A 21,428-nucleotide genomic window follows, 5' to 3' on the forward strand; every position below is an offset into this window, starting at 1 on the left:
GGAAAGCGCCCTTCAGCCCCCGAGCCACGACCAGGTGGGAAAAGACGCCATGAAAGGTCCTTTCCTTGCAAATTTTGCAAGGAAAGTCCCGTTCATAACACGCGCTAGGCGGGAACCGGGTCGTCTTCCGCGGTCCGCAGCCGCTGTGAGATCACCTTCGTGATGCCGTCACCCTGCATCGAAACGCCGTACAGGGCGTCAGCGATCTCCATGGTCGGCTTCTGGTGGGTGATGATGATCAGCTGCGAAGAATCACGCAGCTGCTCCAGCAGCCCGATCAGCCGTCGCATGTTGGTGTCGTCGAGCGCGGCCTCGACCTCGTCCATGACATAGAAGGGCGAAGGCCGGGCACGGAAGATCGCCACGAGCATGCCGACGGCGACGAGCGACTTCTCACCACCGGAGAGCAGCGAGAGCCGCTTGACCTTCTTGCCCGGCGGGCGCGCTTCGACGTCGACGCCGGTGGAGAGCAGGTCGTTGGGCTGCGTGAGCACCATGCGTCCTTCGCCACCGGGGAACAGCACGCTGAACACGGTCTCGAATTCGCGCGCGACATCCTCGTACGCCGACGCGAAGACCTCGAGGATCTTTTCGTCGACCTGCTTGATGACGGCTTCGAGGTCCTTGCGGGTGTCCTTGAGGTCTTCGAGCTGGGTCGAGAGGAACTTGTACCGCTCCTCCAGCGCCGCGAACTCCTCCAGCGCCAACGGGTTGACCTTGCCCAGCAGGCTCAGGTCCTTCTCCGCGCGCTTCGCCCGGCGGGCCTGGGTTTCGCGGTCGAACGGCATGGGCGGCGGCGGGGTGACGTCCTCGCCGCGTTCCTTGGCTGCCTCGTACTCGGCCATCTCCCCCGCGCTCGGCGGCACGGGGACGTCCGGGCCGTATTCGGCCACGAGGTCTTCGAGGCCGATGCCGAAGTCTTCGGCGATCTTGGTTTCGAGCTGTTCCAGCCGCAACCGCTGCTCGGCGCGCAGCACCTCGTCGCGGTGGACGGCGTCGGTGAGCTTCTCCAGCTCGCCGGTCAGCTCGCGGACCTTGCTGCGGACCTGCGTCAGCGCGGTCTCCCTCGACTGCCGCCGCGCCTGCACCTCGTCCCGTTCGTGGGCGGCGCGCTGCACGGAGACCTCGATGCGCTCCAGCGCGATCTCGCCGCCGTTGACCACCGCGTTGGCGATCTCGGCGCCGCGTTTCCGCGCGGCCCTGGACTTTTCGGCGCGTTCGCGGGCCTGCCGTTCGGCGTGCGCGGCCCGGCGGAGCGATTCGGCCTTGCCCTGGATGCTCCGCGCGCGTTCCTCGGCGGTGCGCAGCGCGAGCCGGGACTCCATCTCCTCCTGGCGGACCGTGCCGAGGTCTTCGGCGGCCTGGTCGCGTTCGGCGGTGTCCGGATCCTCGTCGATCTCCTGGTCGGCGACGGCGGCCAGCCGCTCTTCGAGTTCCGCGAGCTGCCGCAGCGCCTCTTCCCGGCTCTGCTCGACCTTGGCACGCTGATTGCTCAGCCGGTCCATCTCGGCCTGCGCGGCGCGCGCGGCCTGCTGCATGCGGTTCAGCCGCTCGGACGAGCGGGCCTTGCGCACCTTCGCGTCACCCAGCGCGTCCTTGGCCCTGCTGACCTCTTCACGGCGGGCCTGTTGCCCGGCGCGGGCACCTTCGAGTTCCGCGGCGGTGCGTTCCAGCGCCCGCTCGGCGGCCTGGAGCCTGTCGCCCGCTTCGTCGACGGCGGCCTGCACCTCGATGACGCTCTCGCTGCGGGCCGAACCGCCGACCGCCCAGCGGGCACCGAAGACATCGCCCTCGGGCGTGACCGTGCTGACGTCGGGGTGGACCTCCACCAGACGGCGCGCGGTCTCCAGACCGTCCACAATGGCCACCCGGTCGAGCGCGTGCTCGACGGCGGACCGCAGCGCGGGCGGCGCCGAAACCACTTCGCGGGCCCAGCGCGCGCCTTCGGGCAGCGACGGCCAGGCCCTGGTGTCCACAGTGGATTCCAGACCGCCGAGCAGGATGCCCGCACGGCCGGAGTCGTTGTCCTTCAGGAACTTCAGCGCGGCGAGCGCGTCTTCGCCGCCGTTGACCGCGACCGCGTCGGCGACCGGGCCGAGCGCCGCGGCCAGCGCGACCTCGTGGCCGGGTTCGACGGTGAGCAACGCGGCCACCGAGCCGAGCAGACCCGGCAGTTCGTGCTGCGCGCCGAGCAGCGCGCCGGCACCGTCCTTGCGGCGCAAGCCCATCGACAGCGCCTCGACCCGGGCCCGCTCCGAAGCGATCTCGCGCTCGGCGGCCCGCTCGGCCTTGACCAGTTCCTCGACCCGCGCCTTGGCGGCGTTGTTCGCTTCCACCGCGCGGTCGTGATGGGCCTGCAGTTCGGAGTCGTCGGATTCCTCGACACCACCCGCGGCCTTGGCCTCTTCGAGCTCCTCGACGGCGATCTCGGCGCGCTCGGCCGCCTCTTCGAGCGAAACGGTGAGCCTGTCGATCTCGTCGGACGTGGCACCGTTCTTGCTGCGCAGGGCCTCGACCTGCCCGGCGAGCTTCGCCAGCCCCTCGCGGCGGTCGGCGATCGCGCGGACGGCGGCCATATGCGCGCGCTCGGCGGCCTGGACGAGGTGTTCGAGCTGCTCGCGCCGCTGGACGGTCTCCGAAAGCACCATCCGCGCCTCGGCGACGGCCTCGTTCAGCTCCTGCTCCCGCTCGGCGACCTGCTCGGCCTCGGCGAGCAGCTCGTCGGGGTCGCGGCCGGTGCTCGCCTGCTGCACGTCGGACGACAGGTGGCGTTGACGCTCCAGCGCGAGCCGCACGGTGCCGCGCAGCCGTTCCGTCAGCGCGGAAAGCTTGTACCAGGTCTCCTGGGCCGCGGCCAGCCGCGGCGCGTCCTCGGCGAGCGAGGCTTCGAGCTCGGTTTCCTCGGCAGCGACGATCTCCAGCGCCTGCTCGACCTCGGCACGGCGCTGACGGGCGACGCGCTCGTCGGCCTCTTCCTTCGCGATGCCCTCGCGCTGGGTGACCAGGTCGTGGGCGAACAGCCGCAGCCGGGCGTCGCGCAGTTCGGACTGCACCCACTGCGCCTTGCGCGCGATCTCGGCCTGCTTGCCCAGCGGTTTGAGCTGGCGGCGCAGCTCGGTGGTGAGGTCGCCGAGGCGGTCGAGGTTGCCCTGCATGTTGGCGAGCTTGCGCAGGGTCTGTTCCTTGCGCTTGCGGTGCTTGAGGACGCCGGCGGCCTCTTCGATGAAGGCGCGGCGCTCCTCCGGCTTGGATTCGAGGATCGCCGACAGCTGGCCCTGCCCGACGATGACGTGCATCTCGCGGCCGATACCGGAGTCCGACAGCAGTTCCTGCACGTCCATCAGGCGGCAGCGGTCACCGTTGATCTCGTACTCGCTCGCCCCGTCGCGGAACATCCGGCGGGTGATCGACACCTCGGAGTACTCGATGGGCAGCGCGCCGTCGGCGTTGTCGATGGTGAGGGTGACCTCGGCGCGCCCGAGCGGGGCACGGCCGGCGGTCCCGGCGAAGATGACGTCCTCCATCTTGCCGCCGCGCAGGTCCTTCGCGCCCTGGGTGCCCATGACCCAGCGGAGCGCGTCGAGGACGTTCGACTTGCCGGAGCCGTTCGGTCCGACCACGCAGGTGATGCCCGGCTCGAAACGCAACGTCGTCGCCGAGGCGAAGGACTTGAAGCCCTTGAGCGTCAGGCTCTTCAGGTGCACGGCGTGCTGACCCCTCTTGCTGCGGGAACTCCTCGTTCAATCGGCCAAGGCTACCTGTGTGCCCACGGTGATCGTGGGACGCGGGGCCTCAGCGCTCCACGAACCCCTGGAGCCCACCTTTCGCGGGCGACCAGCGCTCGACGACGTGATCCACACTTCCGGGTGATTCCCCGGACCGCAAAGCCGCCAAAAGCCGCTCACAGTGTTCACGAACACCCTCCGCTACCACCTCGACACGTCCGTCGGCCAGATTGCGCGCGCCGCCGACCAACCCCAGCTCAAGCGCCCTGCTGCGGGTCCACCAGCGGAAACCCACACCCTGGACGCGGCCGTGCACCCACGCGGTCAGCCTGATGTGCGTTAATTCTTCACTCACGGCCCCTATCGTGCACCATGCGGACGAACGCGGAGGGTGAACAGGACGTCCGCTGTAGTTCGCAGACGGTGAAGTGGCGGTGATAATCTCCGCGCCGGGTCCCCACTTGGGCTACCTCACCCGGGTAGCCGAACTCCCCGAAGTCCCCCATCCGAGGAGCCAGCACATGCCCCGTCCCGACGGGTCTGATCCGAGCGCACGCGTGTCCGTGGCGCCCCCGCGCGGCGCCACCGGCAAGTTCAACCGCACCGGCTACGCCGTACTCGGCGTGAGCGGCCTCGTGGTGGCGACGGCCTTCGCCGCGATCGCCGAACTGGCGGGCCCCGGTGTCTCGGCCACCGCGGGCGGCACCGGCATCCCCGGCGGCCAGGGCACCCCCGCCGGCGTCCAGCTGGTCCCGGGCAACGCCGTCCCCGGCGGCCCGATGACCGTCAGCGGCTCGCCGACCCCCGGCGCGCCCTCCAGCTCGACGGCGCCGCCGACCACGGTGACGTCGGTCGGCCCGGACGGCAAGGAGACGACCAGCATCGTCACCCCGCCGCCGCCTCCTCCGCCGCCGCCGAACCCGGGCGGCGGGGAGCCGCCGCACACGGTCCTGCCGCCGAGCACGCCGAAGCCCACTCCGACCACCACGCCGAAGCCGACGACGTCGAATCCGACCACCACGACGCCGCCTGCCACCACGCCGACCTCTCCCACGGGTGAGACCCCGCCGGGCGGCGGCTCCAGCTCCAGCGGCGCCCCGAGCGAGTCGACCTCGGGCCGGTCCAGCACCTCGGGCACCGGCACGAGCACCCAGGCGCTGTAAGCACTCCCCATGTTATGAACGGGACTTTCATTGCAAATTTTGCAATGAAAGTCCCGTTCATAACACACGGGGCTTGACAAGCTCACATTTCGAAGCGGTACCCCATCCCCGGTTCCGTCAGCAGGTGCCGCGGCCGCGAGGGTTCCGGTTCCAGTTTCCGCCGCAGCTGCGCCAGGTACACGCGCAGGTAGTGCGACTCGGTCTCATACGTCGGTCCCCACACCTCGTGCAGCAGCTGTTTCTGCGCCACCAGCCTGCCCCGGTTGCGCACCAGCAGCTCCAGGACACCCCATTCGGTCTTGGTGAGGTGCACTTCCTTGCCGTCGCGGCGCACCTTCTTCGCCGCCAGGTCGATGCGGAAAGATCCGGTGTCCACCACCGCGTCCGCGCCGTCCACACCGGACGTCGCCGAGCGCCGCACCGCCGCGCGCAGTCGCGCCAGCAGTTCGTCCATGCCGAACGGTTTGGTGACGTAGTCGTCGGCGCCCGCGTCGAGTGCCTGCACCTTGTCGGCGGAGTCGCCGCGCGCGGACAGCACGATGATCGGCACCGTCGTCCAGCCGCGCAGGCCGGCGATCACCTCGGTGCCGTCGAGATCGGGCAGGCCGAGGTCGAGCACGACGACGTCGGGTTTGGTCTCGGCGACGGCCTTCAGCGCGGCCGTCCCGTCGTGCGCGGTGATCACCTTGTAGCCGCGGGCGGAAAGGTTGATCCGCAGGGCTCGCACGATCTGCGGTTCGTCGTCGACGACCAGTACGGTCGCCGACGCGGTTTCGGCGCTCATCGCACTCGCTCCTCCTCTTCGTTTTCAAGGCCCTCGTCGTCGAAAGCGAGGAGGTTCTTTTCCGGATCCTGACCAACATATGCGGGCAGCGAGATCACGACGGTGAGCCCGCCGCCCGGCGTGTCCTCCGCCCGGATCCGCCCGCCCATCGCCTCGGTGAACCCCTTGGCGACCGACAGCCCCAGTCCTACCCCCGGCACGTTGTCGCGGTCTCCGCCCAGCCGCTGGAACGGCGCGAACGCCGAATCCGCGGTGCCCTTCCTGAGCCCGCGCCCATGGTCGACGATACGCAGTTCGACGTGGTCGGAATGGGTGCTCGCGCGGGCAGAGACCGGCTCGCCGGACTTCCCGTGCCGCAGCGCGTTGTCGACCACGTTCGCCACGACCCGTTCCAGCAGACCGGGATCGGCGCAGACCGACGGCAGCCGGGAGTCGATCGCGACCACGACCGACTCCGAGTTGTCCACATTGGACAGGGCGTGCGAGACGACCTCGTCGTAGCCGACCGGGCGCAGATGCGGGCGCACGGCGCCGGTCGCCAGGCGGGAGGAGTCGAGCAGGTTGTCGATCAGCCCGGCGAGCCGGTCGGCCGATTCCTCGATCGCTTCGAGCAGTTCGTCGGTGTCCTCTTCGGAGAGTGAGATGTCGGTCGCGCGGAGGCTGCCGATGGACGCCTTGATCGACGTCAGCGGCGTGCGGAGGTCGTGCCCCACGGCCGAAAGCAGAGCCGTGCGCAGTTCGGTCGCCTCGGCCTTGCGCTCGGCCCGGACGGCCGCCTTCGCCGTCCGCTGCTGCCGCAGGGAAAGCAGCGCCTGCCCGGCGACGGCCTCCAGGACCCGGCGGTCGGACGCGGGCAGAGTGCGGCCGCGCAGGGTGAGGTGGACGTCGGCGGTCACCGCGATGTCGACGTCGGCCTGATCGGGATCGGCGCACGGATCCGAGCCGGCGATCGCCACCCGCTTCCATTTCCCGTCCCGCTTCTCCAGCAGGGTCACCGAAGTCATCCCGAAGTTCTCGCGGACCTTCTCCAGCAGCCGCTCGATCGGGTTGGTGTGCGTGAGCACGGTCCGCGCGTAGGAGGCGAGCAGAGCCGCCTCCGTCCGCGCCCGGGCGGCCTGGGTGGCGCGCCGCGCGGCGGTGTCGACGACCGCCGCGACGAGGATCGCCACCAGGACCATCGCGACCAGGGTGATCACGTTCCGCGGCTCGTGGACGGTCAAGGTGTACAGCGGCGGGGTGAAGAAGAAGTTCAGCAGCCCCGCCGAGAACACCGCCGCCACCAGCGCGGGCCCGAGTCCGCCGACGAGCGCGACCAGCACCGTGGCGAGCACGTAGTCGACCACGTCGGTGGAGAAGTCGAGCTGATCCTTCAGCAGGACACCGATCAGCGTCGCCAGCGCCGGAAGGACCAGCGAAAGCGCCCAGCCGACCAGTCGTCGCGAGGGCGTCAGCGGGCTCCGGCTGAACCGGGCGCGCAGCCGTCCGCCCGCCTGGGCGTGCGTGACCATGTGGACGTCGATCGGGCCGGACCGCTGGACCACGGCCGCGCCGATGCCCTCGTCGAACAGCCGCGCGACCCGGGACCGTCGTGAGGTCCCGACCACCAGCTGGGTCGCGTTCACTCCCCGCGCGAAGTCGAGCAGCGCCGTCGGGACGTCGTCGCCGACGACGGTGTGGAAGGTCGCGCCGACCTCCTCGGCCAGCTTCCGGTACTTGCCGACCGCCGTCGGACCCATCCCGGCCAGCCCGTCGCCGCGCAGGATGTGCAGCACCTGCAGTTCGGCGCCCGCGCGGTTCGCGATGCGGCTCGCGCGGCGGATCAGCGTCTCGCTCTCGGGGCCGCCGGTGATGGACACGACCACCCGTTCGCGGGCTTCCCAGGTGTCGGTGATCTTCTGCTCGGCCCGGTAGCGCTGCAGGGCGACGTCCACCTGGTCGGCGACCCACAGCAGCGCGAGTTCCCGCAGCGCGGTGAGGTTGCCGGGCCGGAAGTAGTTGCCCAGCGCGGCGTCGATCCGCTCGGCCGGGTAGACGTTGCCGTGCGCCAGCCGCCGTCGCAGGGCCTCCGGGGTGATGTCGACCAGCTCCAGCTGCTCGGCCCGGCGCACGACCTCGTCCGGCACGGTCTCCTGCTGGGTGACGCCGGTGATCCGCTCGACGACGTCGTTGAGGCTCTGCAGATGCTGCACGTTGACCGTGGAGAGGACGTCGATCCCGGCGTCGAGCAGCTCGTCGATGTCCTGCCAGCGCTTCTCGTTGCGCGACCCCGGCACGTTGGTGTGCGCGAGTTCGTCGACCACGGCGACCTCGGGCGCGCGGGCGAGCAGCGCGTCGAGGTCCATCTCCTCGAATTCGTGGTCCCGGTGCGCGGACCGGCGGCGCGGCACGATCTCCAGGCCCTCGACGAGTTCCGCGGTCTTCCGGCGCCCGTGGGTCTCGACCAGGCCGATGACCACGTCGGTGCCCCGGTCGAGGCGGCGGCGCGCCTCACCGAGCATCGCGTACGTCTTCCCGACGCCCGGGGCCGCGCCGAGGTAGATCCTCAGCTCACCCCGGCGCGGCTTGGTCGTGTTCTCGTCCACGTCAGTCAGTGTGCTCCTCCGGCCGCGTCCCGCACGGCCAAGTTGACCTTCAGCACATTGACGCCCGGCACACCGATCCCGCCGCCGCCGGTGTTCTCGGCCACGAGCTGCCGGACCTTGTCCTCGGACAGGCCCGTGTTCCTGGCCACCCGCGCGATCTGGAGGCCGGCGTAGGCGACGCTGATCGCCGGGTCCATCCCGGAGCCCGACGCCGTCACCGCGTCGGCGGGGACCTGCGACTCCTGGACCCCTTCGCGGGCGGCGATCAGCTTCTTGCGCTCGCCGATCGCGGCGACCAGGTCCTCGTTGTACGTGCCCTTGTTCGAGGCGCCGGACGACGACGGGTCACCCGGGCCGAGCACGTCCTTCGACCCCGCGGACGGGCGGTTGTGGAACCACGGGTCCCTGGCGGGGTCGGCGGCCACCGGGTCGACCCCGATCAGCGACGAGCCGACGGCCTGCCCGTTCTGCGTGACGATCGAGCCTTCGGCGTTGCCTTCGAGCCCGGGGATGCGGGCGATCGCCCAGACGCCCAGCGGGTAGACGACACCCAGCAGGACGGTGAAGACGAGCAGGACACGAAGCCCGGCGAGGGTCTGCTTCAGCAGTGCGTTCATGGTTACCCGATTCCAGGGATGAGACGGACGAGCAGGTCGATCAGCCAGATCCCGAGGAACGGGCTGACGATGCCGCCGAGGCCGTAGACCAGCAGGTTCCGGCGCAGCAGCGCCGAGGCCGACGACGGCTTGTACCGGACGCCGCGCAGGGCGAGCGGGATCAGCCCGACGATGATCAGGGCGTTGAAGATGACCGCCGACAGGATCGCCGACTTCGGCGTGGCCAGCTGCATGATGTTGAGCGCGCCGAGCTGGGCGAAGATGCCGGTGAACATCGCGGGCAGGATGGCGAAGTACTTCGCGAGGTCGTTGGCCACGCTGAAGGTGGTCAGCGCGCCGCGGGTGATCAGCAGCTGTTTGCCGATCTCCACGATCTCGATCAGCTTCGTCGGGTCGGAGTCGAGGTCCACCATGTTCCCCGCCTCCTTGGCGGCGGAGGTCCCGGTGTTCATCGCGACGCCGACGTCGGACTGCGCCAGCGCGGGGGCGTCGTTGGTGCCGTCACCGGTCATCGCGACCAGCCGCCCGCCCTCCTGCTCCTTGCGGATCAGCGCCATCTTGTCTTCGGGTTTGGCCTCGGCGAGGTAGTCGTCGACACCCGCGTCCTCGGCGATGGCCTTGGCCGTCAGCGGGTTGTCCCCGGTGATCATGACGGTCTTGATGCCCATCGCGCGGAGCTGGACGAAGCGTTCCTTCATCCCCGGTTTGACCACATCGGACAGCCGGATCACGCCGCGCACGAAGGCTTTCCCGCCGTCGTACTCCGCGACCACCAGTGGGGTCCCGCCCTGCTGGCTGATCTCGTCGACGACGCGTTCGGTCTCGTCCGGCATGTCGCCGCCGCGGTCGCGGACCCATTCGCGGACGGCGGCGGTGGCGCCCTTGCGGACCTGGCGCTCGCCGATGTCGATGCCGCTCATCCGGGTCTGCGCGGTGAACGCGACGAACTCCGCGAGCTTCTCGTCGTCGGACGCGGTCTCCGCGAGCCCGTGCTCCCTCGCGACGAGTTCGACGATGCTGCGGCCTTCCGGGGTGCCGTCGGCGAGGCTGGACAGCCGCGCCGCCTTGGCGATGTCGTCCACAGTGGAGGTACCGACCGGGATCAGCTCGGTGGCCTTGCGGTTGCCGAAGGTGATCGTGCCGGTCTTGTCGAGCAGCAGCGTCGAGACGTCGCCCGCGGCCTCCACCGCGCGACCGCTGGTCGCGAGCACGTTGCGCTGCACCAGCCGGTCCATCCCGGCGATGCCGATCGCGGACAGCAGCGCGCCGATCGTCGTCGGGATCAGGCAGACCAGCAACGCGGTCAGCACGATCACGGACTGCTGGCTGCCCGAGTACCCCGCCATCGGCTGCAGGGCCACGACGGCGAGCAGGAAGATGATCGTGAGCGTCGACAGCAGGATGGTCAGCGCGATCTCGTTCGGCGTCTTCTGCCGGGAAGCGCCTTCCACCAAGGCGATCATGCGGTCCACAAAGGACTCGCCGGGTTTGGTGGTGATCTTCACGACGACGCGGTCCGAGAGCACCGTGGTGCCGCCGGTGACCGCGCACCGGTCGCCGCCCGACTCGCGGATGACCGGGGCGGATTCGCCGGTGATGGCCGATTCGTCGACGGTCGCGATACCTTCGACGACGTCGCCGTCACCGGGGATGACCTGTCCGGCCTCGACGACCACGAGATCGCCGACGCGGAGGTCGGCACCCGGCACTTGTTCCTCGTCGCCGTCCTCGGTGAGACGGCGCGCGATGGTCTCCTTCTTGCTGCGCCGCAGGGTTTCCGCCTGCGCCTTGCCCCGGCCCTCCGCGACCGCCTCGGCCAGGTTCGCGAACAGGACGGTGAACCACAGCCAGATCGTGATGAGGATGGTGAACACGCTCGGGTCGGTGACGGCGAAGACCGTGGTCAGCGCCGAGCCGATCCACACCACGAACATGACCGGGTTGGCGAGCTGGTGGCGGGGGTTGAGCTTGCGCAGCGCCTCCGGCAGCGAGGTCAGCAGCTGGCGGGGGCTGAAGATCCCCGCACCGACGCGCCCGGTGTTCTCCACGTGGTGCTGGGAGATCTCCTCCGGGGTGCGTTCTTGAGTCATGGTCATGCGAGTGCCTCTGCGATGGGCCCGAGCGCGAGCGCCGGGATGAAGGTGAGGGCCGCGACGAGCACGATCGTGCCCGCGAGCATCGTGCCGAACAGTGGTCCGGTGGTGGGCAGCGTGCCGGCGGTCTCCGGGACCTTCCGTTGCGCGGCAAGGGATCCCGCCAGGCACAGCACGGCGAGGATCGGGATGAACCGGCCGAGCAGCATGGCGACCCCGAGCGAGGACTGGAACCAGTCGTTGGTGACGGTGATCCCGCCGAACGCGCTGCCGTTGTTGTTGCCCGCCGACGCGTAGGCGTAGAGCACCTCGGAAAGCCCATGGGCGCCGGGGTTGTTCAACGCGGCGAGGTTGCCGGGGTTCATCAGCGCGATCCCGGCGCCGAGCAGGACCACGGCAGGCATGGCGAGCATCGAGACCGCCGCGCAGGTGACCTCGCGTTTGCCGAGCTTCTTTCCCAGGTACTCCGGTGTCCGGCCGACCATCAGCCCGGCGAGGAACATCGCGATCACGGCCATCACGAGGATGCCGTAGAGACCGGTGCCGACCCCGCCCGGCGAGATCTCACCCAGCAGCATGTTGAGCAGTGCTCCGCCGCCGCCGAGTCCGCTGTAGCTGTCGTGCATGCTGTTGACCGCGCCGGTGGACGTGCCGGTGGTGGCGTTGGCGAACAGCGAACTCAGGCCGATGCCGAACCGCTGTTCCTTGCCCTCCAGGTTCGCCCCGGCGGCCAATGGCGCCGGACCGCTCGCGTGGGCTTCGGCGAGCCAGGTGACCGTGAGCATCGCGGTGAACAGCCCGGCCATCACCGACAGCAGGACGTAACCCTGTTTGGTGTTGCCGACGAGCTTGCCGAAGGTCCGGGTGAGCGAGACCGGGATGACCAGGATCAGGAAGATCTCGATCAGGTTGGTCCAGGCGTTCGGGTTCTCGAACGGATGCGCGGAGTTGGCGTTGAAGATGCCGCCGCCGTTGGTGCCGAGTTCCTTGATCGCCTCCTGGCTCGCGGCCGGGGCGAGTGCGATCTTGCTCGTGCTCCCGTCCGGGTTGAGGACGTCGACGCCGCTCTTGAGGCTCTGGACGACGCCGAGCGCGATCAGCAGGAGCGCGGCCACGAACGCCATCGGCAGCAGGATCCGCATCGTGCCGCGGGTCAGGTCCACCCAGAAGTTGCCGAGGCGGTCGGTCTTCGAGCGGACGAATCCGCGCACCACCGCGACGGCGACCGCGAGCCCGACGGCGGCGGACAGGAAGTTCTGCACGGTCAGCCCGGCCATCTGCACGAAGTGACCCATGGTCGCTTCGGGGCTGTAGGACTGCCAGTTCGTGTTGGTCACGAAGCTGACGGCGGTGTTGAAGGCGACCGCCGGGGAGACCGCTTCCTTGCCGAGGCTCCACGGCAGGACCGGCTGAAGCCGCTGAAGCAGGTACAGGAAGACGACGGAGACGAACGAGAAGCCGATCACGGCGGACGCGTAGGTCTTCCAGTGCTGTTCCGATCCGGGGTTCACCCGGAACAGGCGGTACAGGCCGCGTTCGGCCTTGGTGTGCTTCTCCGTGGAGGACACAGAGAAGACGCGCGCCATGTAGTCGCCGAGTGGCCGGTAGACCACGGCGAGCGCGACGAGGAGGAGGCCGGCCTGCAGGAGGCCGGCCGTGGTGTCTGACATCAGAATTTCTCCGGCCTGACCAGTGCGATGAACAAATAGACGATCAGCCCCAGCGCCAGCAGTCCGCCGACGACGTTGGCGGTGGTCCCCGTGCCGGTCACAGCTTCTCCAGACCACGCAGGGTCAGGGCGAGAACCACGAATACGCCGATCAGGAGCACGGCGTAGAGCAAGTCGGCCACTAGGCACCTCTCAGGAAAGGTCACCCCATCGGCGACCAGGACCCCGCAACAGTGCGCTTGGCACAGACCACCGAGACCGGGGACTGATGGTGTCTTGATGCCCCGATCGGGTGCCTTTACGGCTTCTTGATGCCCGGTGATGTGCCCCACAGCCCGTGACGCAGTGCGGACGGAGCGTGCAATTCGGGCAGACAACCGCAGCGAAGCGTGTTACACCGGTGTTACAGATAGTTGTATGTGCTAAGCAACAGGAGGTAGCGATGTGCGGAATCGCAGGGTGGGTCTCCTTCGGCACCGACCTGACGCAGCGCCGCGAGGTTATCGACGCGATGACCGAGACCATGGCCTGCCGGGGTCCTGACGACTCGGGCACCTGGGTCCGGCCGAACGTGGCGCTGGGCCACCGGCGGCTGGCGATCATCGATCTGCCGGGCGGCAGGCAGCCGATGGCCGAAGCCGGGCTGGCGGCCATGGTCTACAGCGGCGAGGCGTACAACTTCACCGAGTTGCGCGCGGAGCTTTCCCGGCGGGGCCACAAATTCGAGACCGACAGCGACACCGAGGTCGTGCTGCACGGCTACCTGGAGTGGGGCGACGAGGTCGTCGATCACCTCAACGGGATGTACGCCTTCGCGATCTGGGACGAGCGCGACGAGAAGCTCGTGATGATCCGCGACCGCATGGGCATCAAGCCGTTCTACTACTACCCGACCCCGGACGGCGTGCTCTTCGGTTCCGAGCCGAAGGCGATCCTCGCGAACCCCTTGGCGCGCAAGGTGGTCGACACCGACGGCCTGCGTGAGCTGATGGCCATGACCAAGGCCCCCGGCTGGTCGCTGTGGAAGGGCATGCACGAGGTCGGGCCGGGCACCATCGTCACCGTCGACCGCTCCGGGATCCGCACGCGGACCTACTGGAAGCTCGACGCGAAGCAGCACACCGACGACCAGGAGACCACGGTCGAACGGGTCCGTGAGCTGATGACCGACATCGTGCACCGCCAGCTGATCGCCGACGTCCCCCGCTGCGTCCTGCTGTCGGGCGGGCTCGACTCCAGCGCCGTCACCGGCCTCGCCGCGGCCCGGCTGGCGGAACAGGGCGAACAGCTGCGCACGTTCTCGGTCGATTTCCTCGGCCAGGAGGACAACTTCAAGCCGGACGAGGTGCGCGACACCCCGGACTCGCCCTATATCCGCGATGTCGCGAACCTGGTCGGCTCCGCCCACCAGGACGTCGTGCTGAACCCGGCGGAGCTGAGCGATCCCGATGTCCGGCGCAAGGTGCTGACCGCTCGGGACATCCCGGCCGGGCTCGGTGACATGGACACCTCGTTGTACCTGCTGTTCAAGGCGATCCGGGCGGAATCCACGGTGGCGTTGTCCGGTGAATCCGCCGACGAGGTCTTCGGCGGGTACCGCTGGTTCCACGACGAGGCCGCCGTGAACTCGGGGACCTTCCCCTGGCTCGCCTTCCGCATGGGGCTCACCAATGAGCGGGAAACCCTGCTGCGCGAGGACGTCCGGCAGAAGCTGGACCTGCCGGGCTACATCGCCGACCAGTACAGCTCCGCCGTGGCCCAGGTCGAGTATCTCGACGGTGAGAGCGAGCAGGACCGCAAGATGCGGACGGTCTGCAACCTCCACCTGACCCGGTTCGTGCGGATGCTGCTGGACCGCAAGGACCGGGCGTCGATGGCCGTCGGGCTCGAGGTGCGCGTGCCGTTCTGCGACCACCGGCTCGTCGAGTACGTCTACAACACGCCGTGGTCTTTGAAGACGTTCGACGGCAGGGAGAAGAGCCTGCTGCGGCACGCCACGGAACACGTGCTGCCCGCGTCGGTGCGTGACCGGGTCAAGAGCCCGTATCCGTCCACTCAGGACCCTGGTTACGCGGCAGCGTTGCAGCAGCAGGTCAAGGAGGCACTGTCCGAACGGGACAACCCGGTGTTCTCCCTGGTGGACCGCGACTGGCTGCACCGGGTGTCCGAAGTGGATCCGGTGACGATGTCCTCGGCCCAGCGCACCGGGCTCGACCGGGCGCTGGACCTCTACCACTGGTTCGACCTGTACTCCCCCGAGCTGCAGCTCGACTGAGTCGTCCCAGCGCCGGCCGGGTGGTCCGCCGTCGTCGCCCGCTCAGCGACGGCGGCGGACCGTTCCCCCTGCCGCGATGCCTCCGAGCACCGCCGCCGCGGCGAGCAGGATGCCCGCCTCGGTCCACTGGAACCGCCAGAACCGGGTGGCGGGTTGGTACACGGTGAAGTCGCGGTAGCCCGCGGCTTCGACACAGGCGTTCATTCCCCTGCCGCGCGAGCATTCGGGCACGTCGTCCAGCAACCGCAGCTCACGCCCGTCCGGCGCCACCCGGCCCGCGTCGACGATCAGCCCGTCCCTGGCGGACGGATCGGCGCCGATCGTGCGCACCGGTTCGGCGTAATGCGGCCGCAGGATCAGCAGGGCGATCGACGCCGCGACGAACACCCCGACCGTGATCGCGATGGCGGGCAAGGTCTTGCGCACCAGCACCCCGGCCGCGGTGCCGAGCGCGAAGGCGAACAGCCACCACGCCGCGGGCGCGATGCCGACGGCGCCGAAGTACGAGGTTTCGGCGAGCGTCTCCGCCTTGCCGGGGAAGATCTCCAGCCACCGGCCGAACATCTGCCCCGACGCGAGCCCGGCCAGCGCCGCGCACAAAGCGAGGACACCGAATTTGACGCCCAGCCAGCGGCCGCGGCTCACCGACTGCGTCCAGGCCAGCTGATGGGTGTTGCGTTCGTACTCCCTGGCGAGCAGCGGCGCCCCCCAGAAGACGCCGGCCAGCAACGGGACGAACGGCAGGATCACGATCATCGGGTAGATCGTCTGGTAGAGATCCTCCAGTCCGGCGTCGCGTTCGCGGCACGGCACACCGCCCCCGTAGCAGTACGAGGAGATATGGCCGTTCGCCGCGTCGAGGGCGATCCGCCCGGACACGAGCAGGCCCCCGCCGAGCACGGCCAGGAACCCCAGGGTGACGAGCAGCTGAGCACGATGCTGCCGCCAGGTGAGCCAGAGCAAGAACGTTTCCCTTTCCAGGAGCGTCTTTCTAGGAGCGTCGCCGGATGGCGAAGGCCGCGGTGGCGGTGAGCAGGAGGGAGACGCCCAGCAGGATCGCGGCTTCGGTCCATTGGAAACGCCAGTAGAAGTCCTGCGGCAGGATCTTGAGCGCGGTGACCTCACCGGCGGCGTCCATGACCATCTCGACCACCCGGCCGCCGGGATCGTGCCCGGTGGGGCCCGCGCCGCCCAGGTCGACGAGTTTCGGTTCGGCGTAGAAGTCGCGGACGCTGGTGACGCCGATCATCAGGCCCACGGTCACCGCGATGGTGGCGGCGATGGCCGGGAGCGTTTTGCGGATGAGCGCGCCGGCGGCGGTGCCGAGGACGAACCCGAAGAGCCACCACGCGCCCGGGGCGACGCCGGTCATCGCGAACAGGACGGGGTTGTCGAAGCGGTTGGTGAAGTCCGTGTCCCCGCGATCGGTCGGGAAGACCTCCAGCCAGCGCTGCATCATCGCGCCGAACGCGAGCCCGGCCAGCGTGGCGAGGACGGCGAGGAACCCCAGTTTCACGCCCAGCCAGCGGAACCGCGAGATCGACTGGGTCCAGACGAGTTTCGTGGTGCCCCGCTCGTATTCGGCCGCGAGCAGCGGGGCGCCCCAGAACACCCCGATCGCGACCGGGACGACCTGCAGCCAGGACAGATAGGTGTAGAGGTCGGCGAAGTGCTTCGCCGGATTCGGGCTGTCCGCCGCGGTGTTCCCGTTGATCAGCAACAGGATCCCGACCACGACGAGCAGACCCGCGGTGACCATCAGCTGCATGCGGTGCTGACGATAGGTGAGCCACAACATCGTTCCCCCTTACGCCGAGGCCAGTGTCGGGCGCGGCAGTGTCGCGGAGTCGGGGCGCCTGAGGTAGGCGAGCACCAGCTGCTCCAGGTTCGCCGGCCGGTCGGTCCACTGTGGACCCAGCGGGACCGGGCCGGTGCGGGCGAAGACGGTCGCCTGCCTGCCCGCCCGTGCCTCGTCCACGAACGCGACGCGTTCGGCCAGCGCGTCGGCCTCGTCCGCCGGTCCGGAAAGGATCCGGTGCCCGGCGACGAGTTCGTCGATGTCGCCACTGACCTGCACGCGGCCGCCGTTGAGGACGATCAGCCAGTCACAGGTGTTCTCCAGATCGGAGACGACGTGGGAGGAGAGCAGAACGGTCATCCCGGTTTCGGCGACCGCTTCCATCAGGCCGCGCATGACCTCGTGGCGGGCCAGCGGGTCGAGGTTCGCGAGCGGCTCGTCGAGTACCAGGAGATCCGGGCGTTTCGCGAGCGCGACGGTGAGCGCGACCTGCGCGCGCTGCCCGCCGGACAGCTTGCCGACCTTGTGTTTCAAGGGAAGCCCGAGCGCGTCGATGCGCTTGAGCGCGAACTCGTCGTCCCAGCCGGGGTTCAGGCGCCTGCCGAACTTGAGCATCTCGGCGATGCTGAAGCCGGGGTACAACGGTTTGTCCTGCGCCAGGAACGCGGCGGTGCCTTGGATCGAGACCGAGCCGAGCGTCGCGTCGAGCAGCCCGACCGCCAGGTGCAGGAAGGTCGTCTTGCCGGCGCCGTTGGGCCCGACGAGTGCGACGACGCGGCCTTTCGGGACGGCCAGGGAACAGTCGCGCAGCGCCCACTTGCGACGGTAACGCTTGCCGAGACCGGTGGCCTCGATGACGGGTTTCTCATTCACGCGGTTCGCTCCCCTCGAAAGCCATCGGCCACCACGGAGGTGAACAACGCCTCGACGTCTTCCTGGTCCAGTCCCGATTCCCGGGCGTCGCGGACCCAGCCACCCAGGCTCTTCCGCAACCGCGCGTGCTCCGCGAACGAAGCGCCACCGAGCGTCTTCTGCACGAAGGTGCCGAGACCCGGCTTCCCTTCGACGAGCCCTTCGCGCTCTAGCTCGCGGTAGGCCTTGAGGACGGTGTTGGGGTTGATCGCCAGCTCGGCGACCACTTCCTTCGCCGTCGGCAGCCGGTCGCCCGGCTCCAGCAAGCCCAGCCGGAGGGCGTGTTTGACCTGCTGGACGAGCTGGACGTAGGTGGCGACGCCCGACCCTTTGTCCAGGTGGAAGGTGACCACTGGCAACACCCTTTCACTAATTAAGTAGTGAAAGGGTGCAGACAGAAGGGTGCCCTTGTCAAGGCGGCGAACGCATTTCGTCCTCTGAACGCGGGAACCCGGGCGTGGGCGAGCCGCACCCCGGCCCGCCCAGCCCTCCCCGGGAGGTCGCCGAGATACGGCGACGAGAAAAAGCCCCAGCCCCAGTCACGAAGAGCGCCAGGTCGACGGCACGAGGGTCACGTCGAGCTGGCACTACCCCCAACCCCCACCGCCGTCAGAAGGCGGTGCCTGTGCAAGTTGAAGGTGTCCACCGTCGTACCGGAACCGAATGGGGGGTCCTGCCCGTCTTGTTGGTTGGGCACGGTTCCGGCGACGGGTCCTCGGTGGACACCCCTTGAGGATCACGGCGTCCGGATGCAGGGCGCTTGCACTACGCTTGCAGGCTCTGACGAGGGTGAGCGGAGGTGGCCGCGTGGAGTTCCGCGTCCTCGGCGCCGTCGAGGCGTGGGCCGATGGCGGCCCGGTGGATCTCGGTTCGCCCAAACAACGGCTCGTGCTGGCGGTGCTGCTACTGGAGGCGGGCAAGCCGGTACCGCGCGACCGGATCATCGATCTGCTCTGGCCCGAACGACCGCCGGCGAGTGCCCGGAACACCGTTCAAGCGCTGGTGTCCAGGCTGCGCGCGGTGTTCCGCGGCGCGGGCGGGCCGGAGATCGTCTCCGAAGGAACCCGGTACCTGCTGAAGGTCGATCCCCGCCAGGTCGACCTGCACCGCTTCACCGAGCTGACCGCGCGGGCCCGCAAGGCCGACGACGAGACCGCCGTCGAACTCCTGGACGAGGCGCTCGGCTTGTGGCGCGGCGAGGCGTTGTCCGACGTCGTGAGCGGCGAGGTCGCCCAGCGGCTCCGCGGCGGTATCAACGAAGCGCGCTGGACCGCACTGGAGGATCGCGCCGAGGCCCAGTTGCGGCTCGGCCGCGGCCGGGAGGGGCTCGCGGAGCTGACCGGGCTGGTCGCCGCGCATCCCCTGCGCCAGCGGTTCGTCGGGCAGCTCATGCTCGCCCTGCACCGCGAAGGCCGCACCGACGACGCGCTCGAAGCCTTCCGCTCCCTGCGCGACAGGCTCGCTACCGAACTGGGCCTCGATCCGTCCCCGGAGCTGCGCAAACTCGAAGCCGCCATCCTCGCGGAGGACCCGGCTCTCGAACCGGTGCGGAGCGCGGTCAAACCCGAACCGGTCCGCCCGGCGCAGTTGCCGCACGACGTCCGCGGGTTCGCCGGACGCGCGGCCGAATTGGACCGGCTCGACGAGGCGACCCGGCCGGCGGGCGAGGGCACGGACATCTGGGTGATCAGCGGGACCGCCGGGGTCGGCAAGACCGCGCTCGCCGTCCGCTGGGCCCACCGCGTCCGCGACGCGTTCCCCGACGGCCAGCTCTACCTCGACCTGCGGGGCTTCGACCCCGACCACGAGCCGCTCACCCCGGCGGTCGCGCTCACCCAGCTGCTGCAGGCACTCGGCACCGCACCGAAGGCGATCCCACCGGACACCGACACCCGGGCCGCGCTCCTCCGTTCCCTGCTCGCCGACAAGAGGGTCCTTCTCGTCCTCGACAACGTGCGCGACACCGGGCAGGTCATGCCGCTGCTGCCGCCGTCGGGCACCGTCCTGGTCACCAGCCGCCAGCGGCTCGGCGATCTCATCGCCCGCACCGGCGCCCGCGCGCTCCCGCTGTCCGTACTGCCCGCCGAAGACGCGCGGCACCTGCTGGAAGCCGTACTCGGCAGCGAAACCGTCGCCGCCGAGGCGGGCGCGGCGGCCGAGCTGGCCCGGCTGTGCGGGCATCTCCCGCTCGCCCTGCGGATCGCGGCGGCCAACCTCGGCGCGAGCGGCGAACCCGAGATCGCCGAACTCGCCCGTGAACTGGCCGTCGGTGACCCGCTCGCGGAACTGACCGTCGACGGCGCCGAGGAAAGCGCGGTGACCACCGCGTTCGGCGTCTCCTACCGGGCACTGCCCGAGGAGCACCGCGTGCTGTTCCGCAGGCTCGCGCTCGTCCCCGGCCAGACGTTCACCGCGCCCGCCGCGCAGGCGCTGACCGGCGCCCCGCTGTCCCGGGCGAACCAGCAGCTCAAGGCGCTCGCGGCGGCTCACCTCGTCGAGCGCTACACACCCGGCCGCTACCGGTTCCACGACCTTCTCCGCAGTTTCGCGGCAGGCCGCACGCTGTCCGAGGACCCGAAGACCGAACGCGACACGGCGGAGAGGCGGCTCTTCGAGAGCTATCTGACCACCGCCGACGCCGCCGGCCGCGTGCTCATCCCCCACTTCCTGCGGCTGCCACGCGAAGAGCCGGACGAGAACCCCTTCGCCGACACCGACGAGGCGCTGACCTGGCTGGACGCCGAGTGGCCGAACCTCGCCGCCGCCGTCGAGCACAGCGCCGAACACGGCCCGCCAGAGTTCTCGTGGCATCTCGCCGACGCGCTTCGCGCCTTCTTCCACCAGCGCGGCCATCACGCGGAATGGATCGACACCGCGTCGACTGCGCTCAAGGCCGCCCGCCGCGACGGGGCCGGACAAGCCCAGGCCGCTATGCACCTGAGCATCGCCCTCGCCTGCGTCAACTCCGGCCGCTACGACGAGGCGCGCGAACACCTCACCAGCGCCTTGCGCGGAGACCTCCTCAAAGGCTGGGACGCGGGCCGCGCGGCCGTGCTTAACAACCTGAGCGCGGTGCACCAGCGCCTCGGCGATCCGCAGGAGGCGATCCGCTGCGGGCTGGAATCCCTGCGACTGTGCGAAGAACTCAACATGCCGGGCGTCTCGATGGCGCTCGCTAACCTCGGTTTCCCGTACTGGCAGACCGGTCAGCTCGACGAGGCACTCGCCAACTTCACCCGCGCGCTCGCGGTGTCCGAACGGGACGGCGCGCGGTTCAGCGTCGCCGTCCTGCTGGTCGACCTCGGCAACGTGCACCGCGATCTCGGCCTGCTCGACGAGGCCTACGAGTTCTACACCCGCGCGCTCGCGGCCAACCGCGAACTCGGCTACACCTACGGCGAAGCCACGGCCCTCTCCGGCAGGGCCGTACTCGAAAGCAGGCAGGACCCGAGCGAGCAGAACCGCACGGACGCGCTCGAAGCCGTCGAACTCACCCGCAAGATCGGCGACCGGGGCACCGAAGCCTGGACGCTCGTCGGACTCGGCGAAGTGTGCCTGCGGCTCGGCCGTCCCGAAGAGGCGGCCGAACACCACCGGCTCGCGTTGTCGATCGCGCGCACGACGAGTTTCTTCTGGTGCGAGGCCGCCGCTCGCACCGGGCTCGCGGAAACCCTGCGCGAACTGGGAAAGCTCGCGGAAGCCAGGACGCACGGCGAACTGGCGCTGGAACTCGCCTCGCGCTCCGGCTACCGGCTCGTCGAGGAACGCGCGAAGCTGATCCTGGACGAGCTTTAGCACGGGGCAAGGCAC

15 protein-coding genes are annotated in these 21,428 nt (G+C 69.6%); 2 read left to right on the forward strand and 13 right to left on the reverse strand.

Annotated elements, in window-relative coordinates:
• Nucleotides 1-104: 104 nt before the first annotated feature.
• The 9 genes from smc to kdpF form a co-directional block, all read right to left on the reverse strand.
• Nucleotides 105-3,704 carry a chromosome segregation protein SMC gene (gene smc / locus SD37_RS29280; RefSeq protein WP_044850932.1) on the reverse strand — a complete coding sequence of 1,200 codons (3,600 nt, stop codon included), beginning with the start codon at nt 3,702-3,704 and terminating at the stop codon, nt 105-107.
• Between the two features lie 88 nt (nt 3,705-3,792).
• Nucleotides 3,793-4,080 carry an acylphosphatase gene (locus SD37_RS42195; RefSeq protein WP_044850933.1) on the reverse strand — a complete coding sequence of 96 codons (288 nt, stop codon included), beginning with the start codon at nt 4,078-4,080 and terminating at the stop codon, nt 3,793-3,795.
• A gap of 252 nt (nt 4,081-4,332) precedes the next feature.
• Nucleotides 4,333-4,899, reverse strand: a complete 567-nt coding sequence (locus SD37_RS44135) for a hypothetical protein (RefSeq protein ID WP_256376522.1) — start codon at nt 4,897-4,899, stop codon at nt 4,333-4,335.
• 71 nt (nt 4,900-4,970) lie between these two features.
• Complete coding sequence (locus tag SD37_RS29290) at nt 4,971-5,672, reverse strand: response regulator (protein WP_044850934.1); 702 nt, start codon at nt 5,670-5,672, stop codon at nt 4,971-4,973.
• Nucleotides 5,669-8,254, reverse strand: a complete 2,586-nt coding sequence (locus tag SD37_RS29295) for a sensor histidine kinase (RefSeq protein WP_063774565.1) — start codon at nt 8,252-8,254, stop codon at nt 5,669-5,671. Before SD37_RS29295 ends, SD37_RS29290 begins: the two co-directional genes overlap by 4 nt.
• A 5-nt stretch (nt 8,255-8,259) precedes the next feature.
• Nucleotides 8,260-8,871 (reverse strand): potassium-transporting ATPase subunit C, encoded by a 612-nt coding sequence (locus tag SD37_RS29300; RefSeq protein ID WP_044850936.1) that lies wholly within the window; start codon nt 8,869-8,871, stop codon nt 8,260-8,262.
• A 2-nt stretch (nt 8,872-8,873) separates the two neighbouring features.
• On the reverse strand, nt 8,874-10,967 hold the full coding sequence (gene kdpB / locus SD37_RS29305; protein ID WP_044850937.1) for a potassium-transporting ATPase subunit KdpB: 2,094 nt from the start codon (nt 10,965-10,967) through the stop codon (nt 8,874-8,876).
• The gene (gene kdpA / locus SD37_RS29310) at nt 10,964-12,634 is read right to left on the reverse strand and encodes a potassium-transporting ATPase subunit KdpA (protein WP_044850938.1); all 1,671 of its coding nucleotides are present in this window, start codon (nt 12,632-12,634) and stop codon (nt 10,964-10,966) included. The genes kdpB and kdpA overlap by 4 nt, the downstream gene beginning before the upstream one ends.
• Nucleotides 12,634-12,735 carry a K(+)-transporting ATPase subunit F gene (gene kdpF, locus SD37_RS29315; RefSeq protein WP_037303559.1) on the reverse strand — a complete coding sequence of 34 codons (102 nt, stop codon included), beginning with the start codon at nt 12,733-12,735 and terminating at the stop codon, nt 12,634-12,636. Before kdpF ends, kdpA begins: the two co-directional genes overlap by 1 nt.
• 340 nt (nt 12,736-13,075) lie before the next feature.
• On the opposite strand from kdpF, the gene asnB reads away from it, so the two are divergent.
• Nucleotides 13,076-14,908 (forward strand): asparagine synthase (glutamine-hydrolyzing), encoded by a 1,833-nt coding sequence (asnB, locus tag SD37_RS29320; RefSeq protein WP_065913009.1) that lies wholly within the window; start codon nt 13,076-13,078, stop codon nt 14,906-14,908.
• A gap of 42 nt (nt 14,909-14,950) precedes the next feature.
• On the opposite strand, the gene SD37_RS29325 is transcribed toward asnB, so the two are convergent.
• Genes SD37_RS29325 through SD37_RS29340 form a run of 4 tightly spaced genes read right to left on the reverse strand, consistent with a single transcriptional unit; the run spans nt 14,951 to nt 17,971 of the window.
• Complete coding sequence (locus SD37_RS29325; protein WP_044855364.1) at nt 14,951-15,871, reverse strand: ABC transporter permease subunit; 921 nt, start codon at nt 15,869-15,871, stop codon at nt 14,951-14,953.
• A gap of 28 nt (nt 15,872-15,899) precedes the next feature.
• Nucleotides 15,900-16,706, reverse strand: a complete 807-nt coding sequence (locus SD37_RS29330; protein ID WP_044855365.1) for a transporter — start codon at nt 16,704-16,706, stop codon at nt 15,900-15,902.
• A 9-nt stretch (nt 16,707-16,715) separates the two neighbouring features.
• Entirely contained in the window at nt 16,716-17,579 is an 864-nt protein-coding gene (locus tag SD37_RS29335) for an ABC transporter ATP-binding protein (protein WP_044855366.1), read from the reverse strand.
• Nucleotides 17,576-17,971, reverse strand: a complete 396-nt coding sequence (locus tag SD37_RS29340; RefSeq protein WP_044855367.1) for a GntR family transcriptional regulator — start codon at nt 17,969-17,971, stop codon at nt 17,576-17,578. Before SD37_RS29340 ends, SD37_RS29335 begins: the two co-directional genes overlap by 4 nt.
• A gap of 454 nt (nt 17,972-18,425) precedes the next feature.
• On the opposite strand from SD37_RS29340, the gene SD37_RS29345 reads away from it, so the two are divergent.
• Entirely contained in the window at nt 18,426-21,413 is a 2,988-nt protein-coding gene (locus tag SD37_RS29345) for an AfsR/SARP family transcriptional regulator (RefSeq protein ID WP_065913010.1), read from the forward strand.
• Nucleotides 21,414-21,428: the final 15 nt, after the last annotated feature.

It is taken from the genome of Amycolatopsis orientalis (genome assembly GCF_000943515.2).
Classification (GTDB): domain Bacteria; phylum Actinomycetota; class Actinomycetes; order Mycobacteriales; family Pseudonocardiaceae; genus Amycolatopsis; species Amycolatopsis orientalis.